We start from the raw sequence: 14,476 nt of genomic DNA, 5'->3' as shown, positions 1-14,476 counted from the left end.
TTCATTGCTAGCCTCGCCTTCATGGTCAGCGACGAGTGGCTGCTCGATTCCGATCCAGCGATTCGATGGCAGGTCCTGCGCGATCTGCACGACGCGCCGCCTGCTGATGTGGCGAGTGAGCGCAACCGAATTGTGTACGAAGGCTGGGGCGCTCGTTTGCTTGCTGCACGCGACCCCAACGGCCTGTGGGCCGGAGGTGCTTGCTTCCCATCGGGTTTCGACGGCGATTTCTCAGGAGGGCAGCCGTGGACTTCGACGCTTCATTCGTTGACGTTGCTGCGCGAGATGGGTGTCGACCCGTACGCAGGTGAAGTACGGACCGCCATCGAGGCGGTGCGCCGGAATTGCCGGTGGGAACACGCAGGCCAACGGTTCTTCGACGGTGAAGTCGAGCCCTGCATCAACGGGAGGACCGTCGCCGTGGGTGCATATTTCGGAGTCGACGTCGACGCTATCGTCACCGGACTGGTGAAAGATCAGCTCGCCGACGGCGGCTGGAACTGCGAGGCGGAGTACGGATCGACTCGCGGGTCTTTTCACTCGACTATCTGTGTGCTCGAAGGGTTGCTCGAGCACGAACGAGCCACGGGCGGCACTCCCGCGTCGAGTGCTGCACGCCACCGAGGCGAGGAGTACCTTCTGGAACGCCGGCTGGCCAGGAGGGTGAGCACGGGGGAGCTCGTCGAACCGAACTGGTTGCTTTTCTCCTTTCCGACCTGGTGGCATTACGACCTGCTTCGTGGAGTCGACTACTTCCGAACCGCTGGATCTTTCGTCGACCCGAGATTGACGGCGGCAATCGAACACATCCGGTCGAGACAGTGTGACGACGGCACTTGGCTGCTGGACAGAACTCACGCCGGTGCGGCCCACTTTCCGATCGAGAATGGCGATGGGCGTCCGAATAGGTGGAATACCCTGCGCGCCCTGCGAATCATGAGATGGTCCGGAGTGGAGACATCGTGACAATCCGCGTGTGAGCCGGCGACCGAGCGAGCAGCGAAAACCTTTGTGCGGACATCGGTTCGGTGAACCGATGCCGAATTCGCCGAGCCTCAGGAATTCTCGAGCCAGAGGGTTCCCGGATCGGACCTGACTGGTTAGAATAGAGCGGTGTCGGGGATCGACCACAACCAGGTGGATCGAGCGGGTTCCGCAGGCGAACCGGCTTCGGTGTTATTGATCGCTGATCCCGGCAAACCCACTGCGCTCGCACACCGGGTGGCTGCGCACCTACCGCAACACTTACGAAGCAGAGACCACCGCGAGCGCAGATGGACGTCGCGAGTACGCAGTAAGCCGTACCTCTCTGGATAGCAAGCGGACTTGGCGGACGTTATCGACGCTGTCGATCCGTCTTCGGAAGACGCAGAAATCGTCGTGTACCTCACCGATCTGCCACGGCGAGAAGACACCATGCCGGTGGTGGCCGACGTCAGCGCCGAACGATTGTTCGCACTCATCTCCGTTGCAGCGGTGGGTGGTGTGCGTATCGAGGACCGCGTCCGCACGGTGACCGAACTGGCAATCGCCTGTGCCGTGGGTGAACCGGAACTAGCCCCACCCGGCGCACAATCGCGGTTTCCCAGCGAGAACATCGAGGGCGGAACACGCTTCTTCGCACCGTCGGGACTTCGACGGTTGCGGCTGTTGTCGGGGATGGTGCGGGCGAACCGGCCGTGGCGGCTCGTGACAGGGCTGTCGAAAGTGCTGGTCGGAGCGTTTGCCACCGGAGCGTTCGCGCTGGCTACCAGCACGATTTGGTTGTTCGCCGACACAATGGGCCCATGGCGAATGTGCGCGGCGACGATTCTCTCCATTGCGGCGATGGTTCTGTGGCTGATTCTCGATCACGAATTGTGGGAGCGGCCGAAATCACCCGAAGAGCGAGACAGATCTGTGCTGTACAACGCAGCGACAGCCGTGACGTTGGTGATCGGCGTTGTCGTCCTCCACATAGCCCTGTTCTGCATGCTGCTGGGGACCGCGTGTCTCACACTTCCTCCGGGACTGCTGTCCAGCACCCTCGGACACGCGGTCGGCTTTTCCGATTACCTCAGTCTCGCTTGGCTACTCGCGTCCATTGCGACCATCGGTGGGGCGCTCGGTTCGGGCCTCGAAGACGATCGCGCAGTCACCGAAGCCGCATACGGTGTGCGGCAGAGGCAACGGATCGAAGAGACGCAGGCACGCTCGAACGACCCGGAATGACACTGCGACCGATAGAATCGTGGCCCTCTTCGGCGGCGGCACGGATTTCGTCGGCCGCCCACCGAGGACTGCCCGGGTTCGCAACGCGCACAGTCTTTTCGATACCGGGCGAAAGCATCAATGGCACCCAAGATGGTTCGGGTGGTGCGCGTCGGGTTGCTCCATGGGATGAAGCGGTCACGGTTGCTCCGGTACCGATGGTCCGTAGTTTCGGTCTACCCTGTGGTCGGGCCGTGACTGGCGCTGGGGATGGATCACCATCGGGAAGCGGCCTCGTCTGTTGACGTCTGCCGCGCGCCTGGGCTCCCACCGAGCCGAGGAGAACCATGAGCCACACCCCACCGCGTGATATCGCCGATTCTGATGCACGTAAGACGGGTGGACTGGCGCCACCGATCACGGCAGGCGTGGTCTCGGCCTTGGTCGGGTTCACCAGTTCGTTCGTTGTAGTCCTGAGCGGCCTGACAGCGGTAGGAGCAAACTACGAGCAGGCCGCCAGCGGCCTGCTCGCTGTCAGCGTCGTCATGGGTCTGGCCTGCATCGTCCTTTCCTGGCAGACTCGGCTGCCGATCACCGCCGCCTGGTCCACCCCCGGCGCGGCCCTGCTCGCGACCACCGGCACCGTCGATGGCGGTTGGCCCGCCGCGGTGGGGGCGTTCCTTGTCACGGGGGTGCTGATCGTCCTCACCGGTTTGGTACCCCAGCTCGCGGCGCTGGTCACCCGCATACACACCTCGCTTGCCCAAGCCATGCTCGCCGGGGTCCTCCTGCAGCTCTGTCTCGGCCCGGTCACCGGGTTGGCTGTGAACCCGATCGCTGTCGCCCCCGTTGTCCTGACTTGGCTTGTTGCACTTCGGTTCTCGCCCCGTTGGGCCGCGCCCCTCGCCTTTCTTGCCGCCGCAGTCGTCATCGGGATCGCGGTGGCGGCCGGCGAAACCACGGTCGGCCCGGCGGACCTCGTACCTCGGGTCCATTTGACTTCGCCGACGTTCACCGTCGCGGGTGTCGTCGGGATCGCACTTCCGCTGTACCTCGTGACCATGGCTTCTCAGAACGTCCCGGGTGTAGCGGTCATGGCCGGTCTCGGCTACCAGGTTCCGTGGCGGCGATCGATGGTTGTGACCGGCGCAGGCACCCTGCTCGGTGCGACCGCCGGCGGGCATGCGATCAACCTGGCGGCAATCAGCGCCGCCCTGGCTGCCGGGCCGGACGCGGGTGTGGATCGCACTCGCCGATGGATTGCAAGTCTGACTGCGGGAATCGTCCTGATGTTGCTCGGCGTGGCGTCGGCGTCGTTCGGCACACTCGTTGCACTTGCCCCCGTCGGTGTCATTGCCGCGGTCGCCGGACTCGCCCTACTCGGGACACTCGCCGCGTCGTTGACCGCCGCGTTCGCTGATCCGGTAGAGCGAATCCCCGTCGTCATCACTTTTGTGACCGCCGCGTCCGGCACAGTCATCGTCGGTGTCAGCGCTGCCTTCTGGGCGCTCCTGGCCGGGCTGACTGCACGCTTGCTGCTGAGCAAGCCACGGTCCGCCGCTTGACGTCCTGGGTACCAGCGTGAGTCGACGGGGCGCCGGGGCGAGTGTCGGTCATGAACACCGGTTTGCCGATCCGGTATTGACCTTCCCCCTGGGGGAGGCATCACCGTGGTGTCATGACCACAGAATGGGATGCACTCCCGGACAACGTGAAGAAGTTCATGACCGCACTCGACGCCCGACAAGGCGCTCGAGTGATCACCGTGTTCACCGCAGATGCCGTCGTGACCGATGAGGGTCGTGATCACTCTGGCCGCGACGAGATCGAGGCATGGTTGACCGCCTCGGTCAATGAGAGTGAGTACACCTACACAACGGAGTTCACGGGAGCGACCGCGACCGGCACGACCGTCGACGTCACGCAGCACCTGGAAGGCAATTTTCCCGGGGGAGTCGTCGACCTGCACTACCGTTTCACTCTGGACGGCGCGCTGATCAACCGGTTGGTGATCGAGCCATGAGCAAGCGATGGTTCATCACCGGTGGCACCCCAGGCGGCTTCGGCATGGCGTACGCCGAGGTGGCTTTGGGCGCGGGGGACCGCGTGGTACTCACGGCGCGGCGTCCAGGGGAACTGGCGTCGTGGGCCGATCAGTATGGTGACCGCGTTCTCGTCGTGCCCATGGATGTCACGGACGCGGCACAGGTACTGCAGGCGGTACGAATGGCCGAAGAGCATTTCGGCGGTATCGACGTGCTGGTCAACAACGCCGGTCGCGGCTGGTACGGATCGATCGAGGGAATGGACGAAGCCTCGATCCGGGCAATGTTCGAGCTGAATTTCTTTGCAGTACTGTCCGTTACGCGAGCCGTGCTACCAGGAATGCGCACCCGCAGAAGTGGGTGGATCGTCAACGTATCCTCAGTGGCCGGACTTCTGGCGGCGGTCGGATTCGGCTACTACAGCGCTACGAAATACGCGATCGAAGCCGTCACAGACGCTCTGCGCCAGGAGGTTGCCGAGCACGGCATCTCCGTGTTGGCGGTCGAACCAGGGGCTTTTCGCACCAACGCCTACGCTGGATTCGCCGACGAGCCTGTCGCGGAAGCGATTCCGGATTACCACGACATGCTGGAACAGGTTCGTGCCGATTTCGTCGACATGAACGGGGTGCAGCCGGGCGATCCGTATCGTGGTGCCCGTGCGGTGATTCAAGCGATGGCTCAGGACCCGCCGCCACGCCGACTGATCCTGGGCAACAGCGGGTACGACGCCGTGATCGGTGCGCTGGAACAAAACTTGGGCGACATCCGGTCGAACGAAAGGCTGTCTCGGAGCGCGGATTTTCCGGAGTAACCAAGTTGGTGGAGCTCGCTGATTCTGCCGCGGCTGCACGAGGGGACCGGTGAGATCCAGCGGTTGATCGTCGGAGGCGGACTGATGAGAGCCGAACAGAAGCGCAATTCGTGAAACATGCCAGGCGTAGGCTCCTGGCATGTCGTTCAGAATCCTTCGCTCCGACCACGTCGGCTTCGCCGTCGGTTCCCTCGATGACGCCCTTCGGTTCTGGATCGATGGTCTCGGCGCGGTCCTCGAACGTACCGGTGAGATGGGTGGAGAGTTTCTGGGAGAGGTCACCGGAGCGCACGGGGCTACAGTCCGGATGGCGGTGGTATCCGTTGCGGGTCAGACGATCGAACTGCTGGAATATCGCAACGTCCAGGGAGAGCAGGGATCCTCTCGACCACACGATCCTGGTTTCGCGCATCTTGCCTTCGAGGTCGACAACATCGACGCGGTCCTGACGCGAATCGCGAACTTCGGGTGGACGGCGCAGGGAACTCCTCAACCTATTGCCGGCGGGGCAAAGGTGGGCACCCGCGTGATGTACGCGGTGGGTCCACACGGAGAGACGATCGAATTCATGGAGCCGCCGCAGTGACAACCGATTACCCAGGTCGATCGAACGTTCAGGACAGTACCTGACATAATGTTGATTATCGGCAAACTGTTGACCTGCAGTTCGCTGAGATCAACTCGTAGTTCGCTGCATTCCAACAACTTTCTCCGACGCAGTCGATTCGGCTGAAGCTCTTCGTTGTTTGAAGTCTGCGTCGACGCGTCCCGGTGGTATCGAAATGCCTGCGGGAATCGTGACGGGCTTCCGGTCGACAGCTATCGCAGCCGGCCCGCTGACTGCCCGCTGTCATGAGATCGGCGCACTGCGGACCGGACGGCACCCTCTCCCTCTCTGCTCTTTCCTCACCGTTGTTTCGTCACAGTGACGAAACAACGGTGAGGAAGACCAGTCTGGATATCCACTGCCGCGTCGGCCGAATGTGCTGGCTACCGTATACGAACTCTGGTTAGAGTTCGTTCGATGGACGCCTTTCTCGAGACATCCCGTCGTCGGAACTTGAACCGCCGAGTTGCTGCCGCCGTACTGATGGCCCTCATCGCAGCGTTCGGCCTCGTTGGCTGCTCCGACGATCCGTCCGGCGGAGACGCCGGCTTCGAGGGTTTGACCTCGGGTCAGCGTGTCTACGACCGAACGGGTTTTTCCCTGAATCCGGCGCAGACCGCGGACATTCAACGTCAGTTGGAGAACTTGAAGTCCGACACCGGTGCGGACGTGATCGCGTACGTGCGTGAGCTCGACGCGGACCCCGACGACACGTTGGATCAGGTCGAAGACCTGCAGCAGAGATGGGTGTCCCTGACGGGCGTCGACCAGGACACTGCAGGCGCAATACTGATCAACCGGGAGCCTGGAAAGATCGACGAGGCTCGCGCGGGCATCTTCGTCGGCTCCACGTACGACGACGGTAACGTTCCGCGGGACGAACAAGAGGCCATCATCGAGGACGCACTGATTCCGCCGCTGCGAGATGGTGACGTCGCAGGAAGCCTGACCGCGGGCATAGATCGCCTGGCGTCCGACATTCGCACCGGTCCGCCGGTGACTGCCTTGGACAGATTCGCCGACGGTCCAGGCTCGAACTGGCTGCCGTGGGCCGGTTCGGTGATCGCGCTTCTCGGGCTGCTTCTGGTGGGAACGGTGTTTCGGGGCCGAGCGAAACCGACTGTCGCCCAAGAATATCCGACGACGGTTCGACCGGACCAGGCCACCGATGCAGCGTACGCGACCGCCCTGGTGCACCGCAGCGCGCAGCCCAGCGGCGTACCGGGGACCGTACTGGCGCTTGCCACCGCCGATGCGCTCACCTTCGAGCAGGACAAGAAGCCGGGAAAGTTCGACAAAGGGACAGTCAAGATCAGGCTTGTCGACCGAACCCGTGCCCGCGGCGAGGTTCAACAGGCGGTCTGGTCGATGCTCGCCGAACGAGCCGAGGACGATGTCGTATCCGGCGACGAGTTGAAGAAGATCGCTCGAGGCCCCGGTGCAACCAAAGAACTCGTGGAGAAAACACTGCGGGACAGCGGATTCGTTGCCGACGGCTCAGGTCGACGCCGGACAGCGTTGGCCGGTCTGGGCGTTGTCGGCGGCGCTCTCGCGATCGGAGGAATTGCCGTGGCGACGTCGGGTGCACCGACGATGTGGCTCGCGGTGGTGTTGTCGGGCCTTCTCTTCGTTGCAGGACTGTGGACGGCGATCGCCTACTCACGCTTCTCGGTCGCGGGCCTGGACGCCTCTCGCCCCTGGGAGGCGTACCGCGACGGACTGAAGCAGGCCGCCAAGGACAACGACGAGTCGGTCGATCTGAACGTAGCCCTGCCGGACGTCGTTGCGTTCGGTTTGGCCCCGTTCTTTCGGAAACGACTCGAGGCCGCAACCGACCCCGGGAGTGACACGCCGCTACGAGCCTTCACATCACCCGCGGATGCCGACTATGCGGCGGGTGTCCCGGTGGTCCTCCCCTGGTCTGTGTTCTCCGGTGTGTTCGTCTCCAGCAGTAGCGGATCCGTTGCGTCCGGTGCAGGTGCAGGTGGAGGAGGCGGAGCGGCAGGCAGTACCTGACGACTCCCCCATTCGTTTCCGGCGAGCGCCTCCATCACTCGTCGCTGGCCTATCCGGTGTTGTCCGGTGTACGCGGCTCGTCGGTCTCGGAGTCGGTGCGATCATCGATGTATTCCGGGGTCGAATGCCCCACTTGGTCGGCCAGTTCCAATCCCGCGCCGGCGTAGACGTTGAAGGCGATATCGACGCCCTGGTCTTTTGCCCACTGCACCTCGTCGTCGTACCGTGCGACCGCAGCCACTGTTCCGCCGAAGCCGGACTCGCGCAGGCACGCCAGTGCCGTGACGTTCGCACCGTGCCGCGGCATGGCGAGCACCGCGATCCGGACGGAATCCGATCTGCGTAGTCGGTGCCAGAAGTCGAGGTCGGTGGCATCGCCCTCGATGACGCGCAGTCCCTGCTCGGCCAGTCGACGGATGCGCGGGCCGTCGTAGTCGACTCCGACCACGTCCAATCGGTAGTGCTCGTTCAGTCGCTGGTAGGCCGCGAACCCCACACGCCCCATGCCGATGACGACGACTTCGGCGTCGCCGGCATCACCGGGGCGTTCCTCGGGGTGGAGGCTCTGCTCGTCCTGGACGGGCAGCCGGCTCGCCATCTTCTCGACCATCAGGTGGCCGCGGCCGTTGACAAGGGCGGACACCACGAAACTCAGAGCCACCGCGATCGACATCTCGACCAGCCACGTGGGTTCCAGCAGCCCGGTCGTCACTCCGACCGAGACGACGATCAGACCGAACTCCGAGTAGTTCATCAGACTCAGTCCTGCGAGCAGGGCCGTTCGATACCGAAGTTTCATCGCGGCGAACAGCGCTACGTAGAGCACGGATTTGAGCGGCAGAACGAGCATCATCAGCAGGGCGACAACGAGACTGGGCACATCGGGTAGTCCGGACAGGCCTATCGAGACGAAGAAGCCCACCAACAGAAGTTCCTTGAGGTGGAACAGAGACCGTGCGAGTTCGGACGACGCGGAATGCGAAGCCAACAGGACACCGATGATCAAGGCACCGAGGTCACCTTTGAGGCCCAGCGTGGAGAACAATGCGTATCCCGGAACCAGAGCCATCACGATGCCGAACAACGACTGCATCTCGCCGTGCCCCAGCCCGCTCCAGATTCTCCGAAGAATTCGCGTGAGCGGCCACAGCAGGACGAGGGTGAAGGCCCATGGGCTGGGCAGAGTGCCGCTGGTGACCGTCAGGAAGACGACGGCAACGATGTCCTGCATGACAAGGACGCCGATGGCGACGCGGCCGTAGAGCGCATGCGACTCCCCCCGCTCCTCGAGTACCTTGACGACGAACACGGTGCTCGAGAACGACATGGCGAAGGCCAGGAGTGCGATGGTCGTCAGGCTTTGCCCGGACAGCATGGCCAGGCCGGCCACTGCGGCCAACCACAACACCGTGGTTCCGAGCGCGACGCTGATCGCGAGATGGACCGACGTGGTGAGCCAGACCTCTCGGCGCAACAGAATGCGGAGATCGAGCTTGAGGCCGATGGCGAACAACAGCAGCGTGACCCCCAAGTCGGCGAGCAGGTCCAGCTGCGGCACCTCACCGACATCGAGAGCGTTGATGACGAACCCAGCCGCCAGAAAGCCGACCAACGGAGGAAGTCGCACCGCCATCGCGAGTCCGCCGAGGCCGAATGCGATGACGAGATAAATCGCGGCAACAGTCATGCTCGGTCTCCTCGGTCACGGATCGATCGGTCCGCTGACGCGTCGACGACGTCTGTGCACCCAGCCGGAACGAGCAAAGTAACCCGCGGAGTAGGAAATTGCAGGACAGATGGAATCCAGGGACGACAACGGCGACCGACGACGTCGAAGCGTCGTCGGCCGCCGCGGACCTCATCCGGTCTCGATGCCCACGTCGGAGCGGGTCAGAGCTCGAACTCGGCCGGGTCGATTCCCACTGCGAAGCATGCGTTGCGAACGGCGGCCTTTTCGTGGTCGTCGAAATGCCCGTCGGCACCGCCGATGATGATGCCGATCTGGATGACGGCACGGGCCTGGTCCGGTTTGGACTTCAACTTGCCGATCGTCGCGGTGGCCTCGACCTTTCCGAAGTCGAAGTCACCCTGCAGCTTGTCGCAGTACCAGTCGAACTTCTGGCGGAGCTCATCGGACTCGAAGACGCGGAGAGCTTCGTTTCCGGCGATCAGCGCTGCCGTCTTCTGCCGCTCGGCCGGATCGATCGTGCCGTCCGCGGCGGCGATGAGAGCGCACATCGCCATGCTGCCGTTGGCGAACTCCTTGTTCTTGAACTGGCTGGTCTTGGTTTGCAGCTGCCCGTTCAATTCCTGTGCTTTGGACTTGAGTTGATCCCAGAACGCCATGGAGCTCCTCTGTGTGTCTTTGCGTCCGCGCAAGACGCGCGTGCGTCGCCCATTGTCCACGGAGTCGGTGAACAACGACGGGAGCGATGTCGTCGACCGTCGCGTTGCACGAAGGACGACCAGCGAGGAGCCCCGGAAATACTCAGCGCAGCCGCTCGGCATCGTGTGCTTTCGCCACGAGCTCGATGCACAGGCGCTGCAGTTCGTCGGCGGCGGCGCCTTCTGCCACTGCGGTGCTGACATCCTCGGCCGCGCAGCGCAGTTCGAAAGCGCGATCCGCAACGGCCGATGCTTCTTCGGCGGTCAGCACGACGGCGTCGACGGGAATGGACGTCCCCTTGACGGCATTGCGCTGCTCGTACGCACGTTGTCTGCACGATTGTCGGCAGTACCGTCGTTTGCGGCCGGTGCCGACATCGTCGATGGGACGTCCGCACCACTCGCACGTCTGGTTGCGACGGGTTTTCACGGACATGGTCGCTCAGCCTACTTTGCCGGCGAGGTAAGATGCCTTGATCTGCGCGGGCGAGCCGGGAACGAACGGACGCACGACGACGTTGTAGATCAGTGGGTGGACGACGAAGCTCGGCCGCGCCGAAACCGGCCGGTGGAATCGGCGCACATACCTACTATCGATGGAGAGGACTTCACTATGGCAGATCGTGTACTTCGAGGTAGTCGACTGGGAGCCGTCAGCTACGAGACCGATCGTGATCACGACCTGGCACCCCGCCGCGTGGCTCGCTATCGCTGCGACAACGGTGAGGAATTCGACGTCCCGTTCGCCGACGACGCCGAGATTCCCGGTACGTGGGCGTGCCGTAACGGACTCGAGGGTTCTCTGATCGAGGGCACCGCGCCCGAGGCGAAGAAGGTCAAGCCTCCCCGTACCCACTGGGACATGCTCCTCGAGCGCCGTTCGGTGGATGAACTGGAAGAGTTGTTGAAGGAGCGCCTCGATCTGCTGAAGGTCAAGCGACGCGGAGCCTGATCCCCTGACCGATGCACCGCCCGATTGGAAACAATCCGGCGGTGCATTTTTTCGATGGGTTGGAAACTCGGAGATTTTTTTCGGGTGACTTGTGTGATTATTGTCGTTCAGCGTCCGTTTTCTTCGAGTTTGAGTGGCGCGAAAACGGCTCGGGATGACACCATCGAACATCGCATGTAGTCGATTACCGAGTCTGTGATGATCGCGGTAACAAATGTCGGCTGCGACCGATAATCATCAGCACCGTAGTCGTCGAAAACAGGGGGCATCAACTCGTGAGCCAGGGTTCCGATCAGTGTCTGCACGACGATCCGCGGACGGCGGCGTCCGACTCGGAATCGGACGGACGCGTTGCGGTCGGCGAACAGAAGTTGGCGGAATTGCGCCGCGAATTGGACGGTGTCGACGAGGTCTTGCGCGCAGCCGTACGCGACCGAATCGATGTGTGTGTACGGGTGGCCCACGTCAAACGCGAATTCGGTATTCCCATGATGCAGCCGGGCCGGGTGGGCGTGGTGACCGAACGGGCTCGTGAGTTCGCGTCCGCGAACGGATTGTCGCCCGACTTTCTCGAAGAGTTGTACAAGTCGATGATTGCCGAGGCGTGTCGCGTCGAGGATCTCATCATCGATTCTCCGGGGCCAGAATCTGGCCTCGAGGGCGAACGATAGAGGTACGTCGATGACGATCAGAACCCTCCTGGTGGACAATTACGACTCGTTCACCTACAACCTGTACAGCCTCCTCGCCGAGGTCAACGGCCGACCACCGACCGTGGTCAAGAACGACGTCGCGTGGTCTTCCCTCGACTTCGCCGCGTTCGACAACGTCGTGATCTCGCCCGGTCCCGGCCGCCCGGACGTCGAGCAGGACTTCGGTATCAGTGGTCGAGTGATAAGCGAATCCGGTCTCCCGATTCTGGGTGTCTGCCTCGGCCATCAGGGGATGTGCCACCTCTTCGGGGGCGAGGTCGATCTGGCCCCCGCACCGATGCACGGCCGCATCACCGACATCACGCACACCGGGGTGGATCTGTTCGAGGGGATTCCCTCGCCGTATTCCGTGGTGCGCTACCACTCTCTGGTCGTCACCCGGACTCCCGCCGACTTCGAGGAAGTCGCCTGGACCCCGGACGGTCTGGTGATGGCGGTTCGTCATCACAGCAAGCCGTTGTGGGGAGTGCAGTTCCACCCCGAGTCGATCAGCACCGAATACGGGCGTGAGCTGCTGGCGAATTTCCGCGATCTGACGCTAGCGCGGTCGAACGCAGCGAACGCAGCGGGGACCCACGATTCGATGTTCACCATCGAAACCCGCACTATCGACAGCGATTTCGACTCCGAGCGCGTGTTCCAGACGCTGTTCGCGCACGACACCAAGAGTTTCTGGCTGGACGGAAGCGCCGCACTCGAGCCCGAGTGCCGATTCACCGTCATGGGCGATTGCTCCGGGCCGCACGCCGAATACGTGACGTACTCGGTAGCCGAGACGATGGTGACCGTCGAGGGCTCCGACGGCACGAAAGAACACATCCACTCGACGTTCTTCGACTACATCGACGCCCAACTACGTCGCCGAGCTACTCCCCCGCGGCACGATCTTCCCTTTGCATTCGGACTGGGCTACGTCGGCTACCTCGGGTACGAACTCAAGGCCGATACGGGCGGGCAGCTGGTGCACACCTCGGCGACCCCCGACGCCTCGATGGTGTTCTCCGATCGGGCGTTGGTGTTCGACCACGAGGCCGGCACCCTGTACTTGATGGGGTTGGCCGATACCCCCGGGGATCCGGTCCTCGCGCAGTGGTTCGACTCGGTCACCGCAACGCTGAGTGGACTGTCCGAGAAGGCGCAGACCGTGAGCGCGCCCAGTGGGATACCTGCGTCCGGTGCTCCGTTGCTCGGCGCAGAGCTGTCCCTGGAGCCACGGCTCAGGCACGATCGCACGCATTACCTCGACCTCATCTCTCAGTGCCTCGCCGAAATCCGTTCCGGTGAAACCTACGAGGTCTGCCTGACGAACACTGCCACCGTGGCCGGTTCCATCGACCCCGCGGCGACGTACTCCTACATGCGGGAAATCAATCCCACCCCGTACAGTGCCTTCTTGAATTTTCCCGACGTCTCGGTCCTGAGCGCCTCCCCCGAGCGATTCCTGCGTATCGACGCCGACCGCATCGTGGAGTCCAAGCCCATCAAGGGAACTCGGCCGCGCGGGGCCACCCCCGAAGAGGACAACGCACTCAAGGCCGACCTCGTCGCGAACGAGAAGGACAAGGCCGAGAATCTGATGATCGTCGATTTGGTGCGTAACGACCTGGCTCAGGTGTGCGTTCCTGGTTCGGTACACGTGCCGAAGCTGTTCGACGTCGAAACCTATGCTCCCGTGCACCAATTGGTCTCCACGGTTCGTGGCCGGCTGCGTGACGACGCGTCGGCTGCCGACTGCATCAGGGCGGCGTTCCCCGGCGGCTCGATGACCGGCGCTCCGAAGATTCGCACGATGGCAATCATCGACAAGCTCGAAGATGGGCCGCGCGGAGTGTATTCCGGTGCCATCGGCTACTTCTCGATCACGGGTACGGCAGATTTCTCGATCGTCATTCGCACGATCGTGGCGACCGAGCACGAGGTCACGTACGGCGTCGGAGGCGCGATCGTCGCGCTCTCGGACCCCGACGAGGAGTTCGAGGAGACGATGGTCAAAGCGGTGTCGATGCGTCGAGCCCTCACTGGCCGGACAGCGAACAGCGGGTAGAGCGCACGCGCTCTACCCGCTGTTCCACATCCCTCGGCCAGTGGCCGTCGTGCTCTACGCAGTGGTGAAGTACTCGAACACCGCAGGCTGAGCTTCGGGGTTGGCGTTGTTGATTCCGATGACCGTGCCGGCGACCGTACCGATCACGGTTCCGATGATGCAGCCCGAGATGAAGTTCGGGAAGATCGAGACGCAGCCGATGGCGAAGCCGAGGCCTGCACCGATGGCCGTGCCGACGCCGCCGCCGTTGTTCCAACCGATGGCGAGCTGGTTGACCATGTTGTCGAAGGCCTGCTGCTTGGTCTTCGCGCCTGCGACCTCAGCGACAGGAACGGTCTGCGGGGTGAGAGTGAGTTCCCGACCTTCGGCACCGATCAGGGGCGCAATGGAGTAGACGGTTCCATTGATGGAGTACTCCAGCGGGATCGACGCCACCGTGGAGCCGGCCTGGTCGACGATCGACACCGTCTCGCTCGTCGCATCGACGCGGAAGAGACCGGCGTCGAGGATGGTCTTGACGGTTCCATCCGGGTTGACCGACGTCTGGTAGTTCATCGACTCCGACGTCGGATCCGCTACGGCCTGGCCTGCGCCGGTGGCTACGGCTGCGGTCAACGCCACCGCGACCGTTGCTGTTCTGATCAGTTTCACTGTGTCCCCTGGTAGTAGTGATTCGCATTCGACCACTCGAGTATCGAAAGCCGATGGTA

14 protein-coding genes, 1 pseudogene and 1 riboswitch are annotated in these 14,476 nt (G+C 63.1%); of the genes and pseudogenes, 10 read left to right on the top strand and 5 right to left on the bottom strand.

Annotated elements, in window-relative coordinates; all coding sequences use genetic code 11:
* Positions 1-21 precede the first annotated feature (21 nt).
* The 7 genes and pseudogenes from RFA01S_RS12675 to RFA01S_RS12645 all read left to right on the top strand — a co-directional run bounded on the left by RFA01S_RS12675 (position 22) and on the right by RFA01S_RS12645 (position 7,672).
* Positions 22-966 (top strand): hypothetical protein, encoded by a 945-nt coding sequence (locus tag RFA01S_RS12675; RefSeq protein ID WP_032408249.1) that lies wholly within the window; start codon positions 22-24, stop codon positions 964-966.
* A 147-nt stretch (positions 967-1,113) separates the two neighbouring features.
* Positions 1,114-2,211 (top strand): annotated as a pseudogene (locus tag RFA01S_RS12670) (hypothetical protein).
* A gap of 223 nt (positions 2,212-2,434) precedes the next feature.
* Positions 2,435-2,522: riboswitch (ZMP/ZTP riboswitch) on the top strand.
* Between the two features lie 15 nt (positions 2,523-2,537).
* Positions 2,538-3,755, top strand: coding sequence for a benzoate/H(+) symporter BenE family transporter (locus RFA01S_RS12665; RefSeq protein WP_052060890.1), 1,218 nt, complete (start codon positions 2,538-2,540; stop codon positions 3,753-3,755).
* 113 nt (positions 3,756-3,868) lie between these two features.
* On the top strand, positions 3,869-4,213 hold the full coding sequence (locus tag RFA01S_RS12660; protein WP_052060891.1) for a nuclear transport factor 2 family protein: 345 nt from the start codon (positions 3,869-3,871) through the stop codon (positions 4,211-4,213).
* Positions 4,210-5,049: an SDR family NAD(P)-dependent oxidoreductase gene (locus RFA01S_RS12655; protein WP_032408250.1), complete on the top strand. Its 840-nt coding sequence runs from the start codon at positions 4,210-4,212 to the stop codon at positions 5,047-5,049. Before RFA01S_RS12660 ends, RFA01S_RS12655 begins: the two co-directional genes overlap by 4 nt.
* A gap of 139 nt (positions 5,050-5,188) precedes the next feature.
* Positions 5,189-5,635 carry a VOC family protein gene (locus RFA01S_RS12650; RefSeq protein ID WP_032370557.1) on the top strand — a complete coding sequence of 149 codons (447 nt, stop codon included), beginning with the start codon at positions 5,189-5,191 and terminating at the stop codon, positions 5,633-5,635.
* Positions 5,636-6,073: 438 nt separating this feature from the next.
* Positions 6,074-7,672: a DUF2207 family protein gene (locus RFA01S_RS12645; protein WP_032408251.1), complete on the top strand. Its 1,599-nt coding sequence runs from the start codon at positions 6,074-6,076 to the stop codon at positions 7,670-7,672.
* Between the two features lie 49 nt (positions 7,673-7,721).
* On the opposite strand, the gene RFA01S_RS12640 is transcribed toward RFA01S_RS12645, so the two are convergent.
* From RFA01S_RS12640 to RFA01S_RS27745, 4 genes are all read right to left on the bottom strand, one after another.
* Positions 7,722-9,359, bottom strand: a complete 1,638-nt coding sequence (locus RFA01S_RS12640) for a cation:proton antiporter domain-containing protein (RefSeq protein ID WP_032408252.1) — start codon at positions 9,357-9,359, stop codon at positions 7,722-7,724.
* Positions 9,360-9,562: 203 nt separating this feature from the next.
* Positions 9,563-10,018: a tellurite resistance TerB family protein gene (locus tag RFA01S_RS12635; protein ID WP_027497122.1), complete on the bottom strand. Its 456-nt coding sequence runs from the start codon at positions 10,016-10,018 to the stop codon at positions 9,563-9,565.
* A gap of 142 nt (positions 10,019-10,160) precedes the next feature.
* Positions 10,161-10,493 carry a hypothetical protein gene (locus RFA01S_RS12630; RefSeq protein WP_032388376.1) on the bottom strand — a complete coding sequence of 111 codons (333 nt, stop codon included), beginning with the start codon at positions 10,491-10,493 and terminating at the stop codon, positions 10,161-10,163.
* A gap of 6 nt (positions 10,494-10,499) precedes the next feature.
* On the bottom strand, positions 10,500-10,640 hold the full coding sequence (locus tag RFA01S_RS27745; RefSeq protein WP_155290166.1) for a hypothetical protein: 141 nt from the start codon (positions 10,638-10,640) through the stop codon (positions 10,500-10,502).
* 30 nt (positions 10,641-10,670) lie between these two features.
* On the opposite strand from RFA01S_RS27745, the gene RFA01S_RS12625 reads away from it, so the two are divergent.
* The 3 genes from RFA01S_RS12625 (at position 10,671) to pabB (ending at position 13,766) form a co-directional block, all read left to right on the top strand.
* Positions 10,671-11,009: an RNA polymerase-binding protein RbpA gene (locus RFA01S_RS12625; protein WP_027497120.1), complete on the top strand. Its 339-nt coding sequence runs from the start codon at positions 10,671-10,673 to the stop codon at positions 11,007-11,009.
* Positions 11,010-11,284: 275 nt separating this feature from the next.
* Positions 11,285-11,680, top strand: coding sequence for a chorismate mutase family protein (locus RFA01S_RS12620; protein ID WP_080731018.1), 396 nt, complete (start codon positions 11,285-11,287; stop codon positions 11,678-11,680).
* Between the two features lie 10 nt (positions 11,681-11,690).
* Positions 11,691-13,766: an aminodeoxychorismate synthase component I gene (gene pabB, locus RFA01S_RS12615; RefSeq protein ID WP_032391408.1), complete on the top strand. Its 2,076-nt coding sequence runs from the start codon at positions 11,691-11,693 to the stop codon at positions 13,764-13,766.
* A 54-nt stretch (positions 13,767-13,820) separates the two neighbouring features.
* On the opposite strand, the gene RFA01S_RS12610 is transcribed toward pabB, so the two are convergent.
* Positions 13,821-14,417, bottom strand: coding sequence for a DUF8020 domain-containing protein (locus tag RFA01S_RS12610; protein WP_032365824.1), 597 nt, complete (start codon positions 14,415-14,417; stop codon positions 13,821-13,823).
* Positions 14,418-14,476 lie beyond the last annotated feature (59 nt).

The organism is Rhodococcoides fascians NBRC 12155 = LMG 3623 (assembly GCF_001894785.1).
Classification (GTDB): domain Bacteria; phylum Actinomycetota; class Actinomycetes; order Mycobacteriales; family Mycobacteriaceae; genus Rhodococcoides; species Rhodococcoides fascians.
This window is presented reverse-complemented; position numbering and strand designations above follow the sequence as displayed.

Bases quoted from the DNA above. Each gene is read 5' to 3' on its own strand.
- RFA01S_RS12640 (WP_032408252.1), bottom strand. From the start codon at position 9,359: ATGACTGTTGCCGCGATTTATCTCGTCATCGCATTCGGCCTCGGCGGA.
- RFA01S_RS12625 (WP_027497120.1), top strand. From the start codon at position 10,671: ATGGCAGATCGTGTACTTCGAGGTAGTCGACTGGGAGCCGTCAGCTAC.
- RFA01S_RS12655 (WP_032408250.1), top strand. From the start codon at position 4,210: ATGAGCAAGCGATGGTTCATCACCGGTGGCACCCCAGGCGGCTTCGGC.
- RFA01S_RS12645 (WP_032408251.1), top strand. From the start codon at position 6,074: ATGGACGCCTTTCTCGAGACATCCCGTCGTCGGAACTTGAACCGCCGA.
- RFA01S_RS12630 (WP_032388376.1), bottom strand. From the start codon at position 10,493: ATGTCCGTGAAAACCCGTCGCAACCAGACGTGCGAGTGGTGCGGACGT.
- RFA01S_RS12675 (WP_032408249.1), top strand. From the start codon at position 22: ATGGTCAGCGACGAGTGGCTGCTCGATTCCGATCCAGCGATTCGATGG.
- pabB (WP_032391408.1), top strand. From the start codon at position 11,691: ATGACGATCAGAACCCTCCTGGTGGACAATTACGACTCGTTCACCTAC.
- RFA01S_RS12635 (WP_027497122.1), bottom strand. From the start codon at position 10,018: ATGGCGTTCTGGGATCAACTCAAGTCCAAAGCACAGGAATTGAACGGG.
- RFA01S_RS12665 (WP_052060890.1), top strand. From the start codon at position 2,538: ATGAGCCACACCCCACCGCGTGATATCGCCGATTCTGATGCACGTAAG.
- RFA01S_RS12650 (WP_032370557.1), top strand. From the start codon at position 5,189: ATGTCGTTCAGAATCCTTCGCTCCGACCACGTCGGCTTCGCCGTCGGT.
- RFA01S_RS12660 (WP_052060891.1), top strand. From the start codon at position 3,869: ATGACCACAGAATGGGATGCACTCCCGGACAACGTGAAGAAGTTCATG.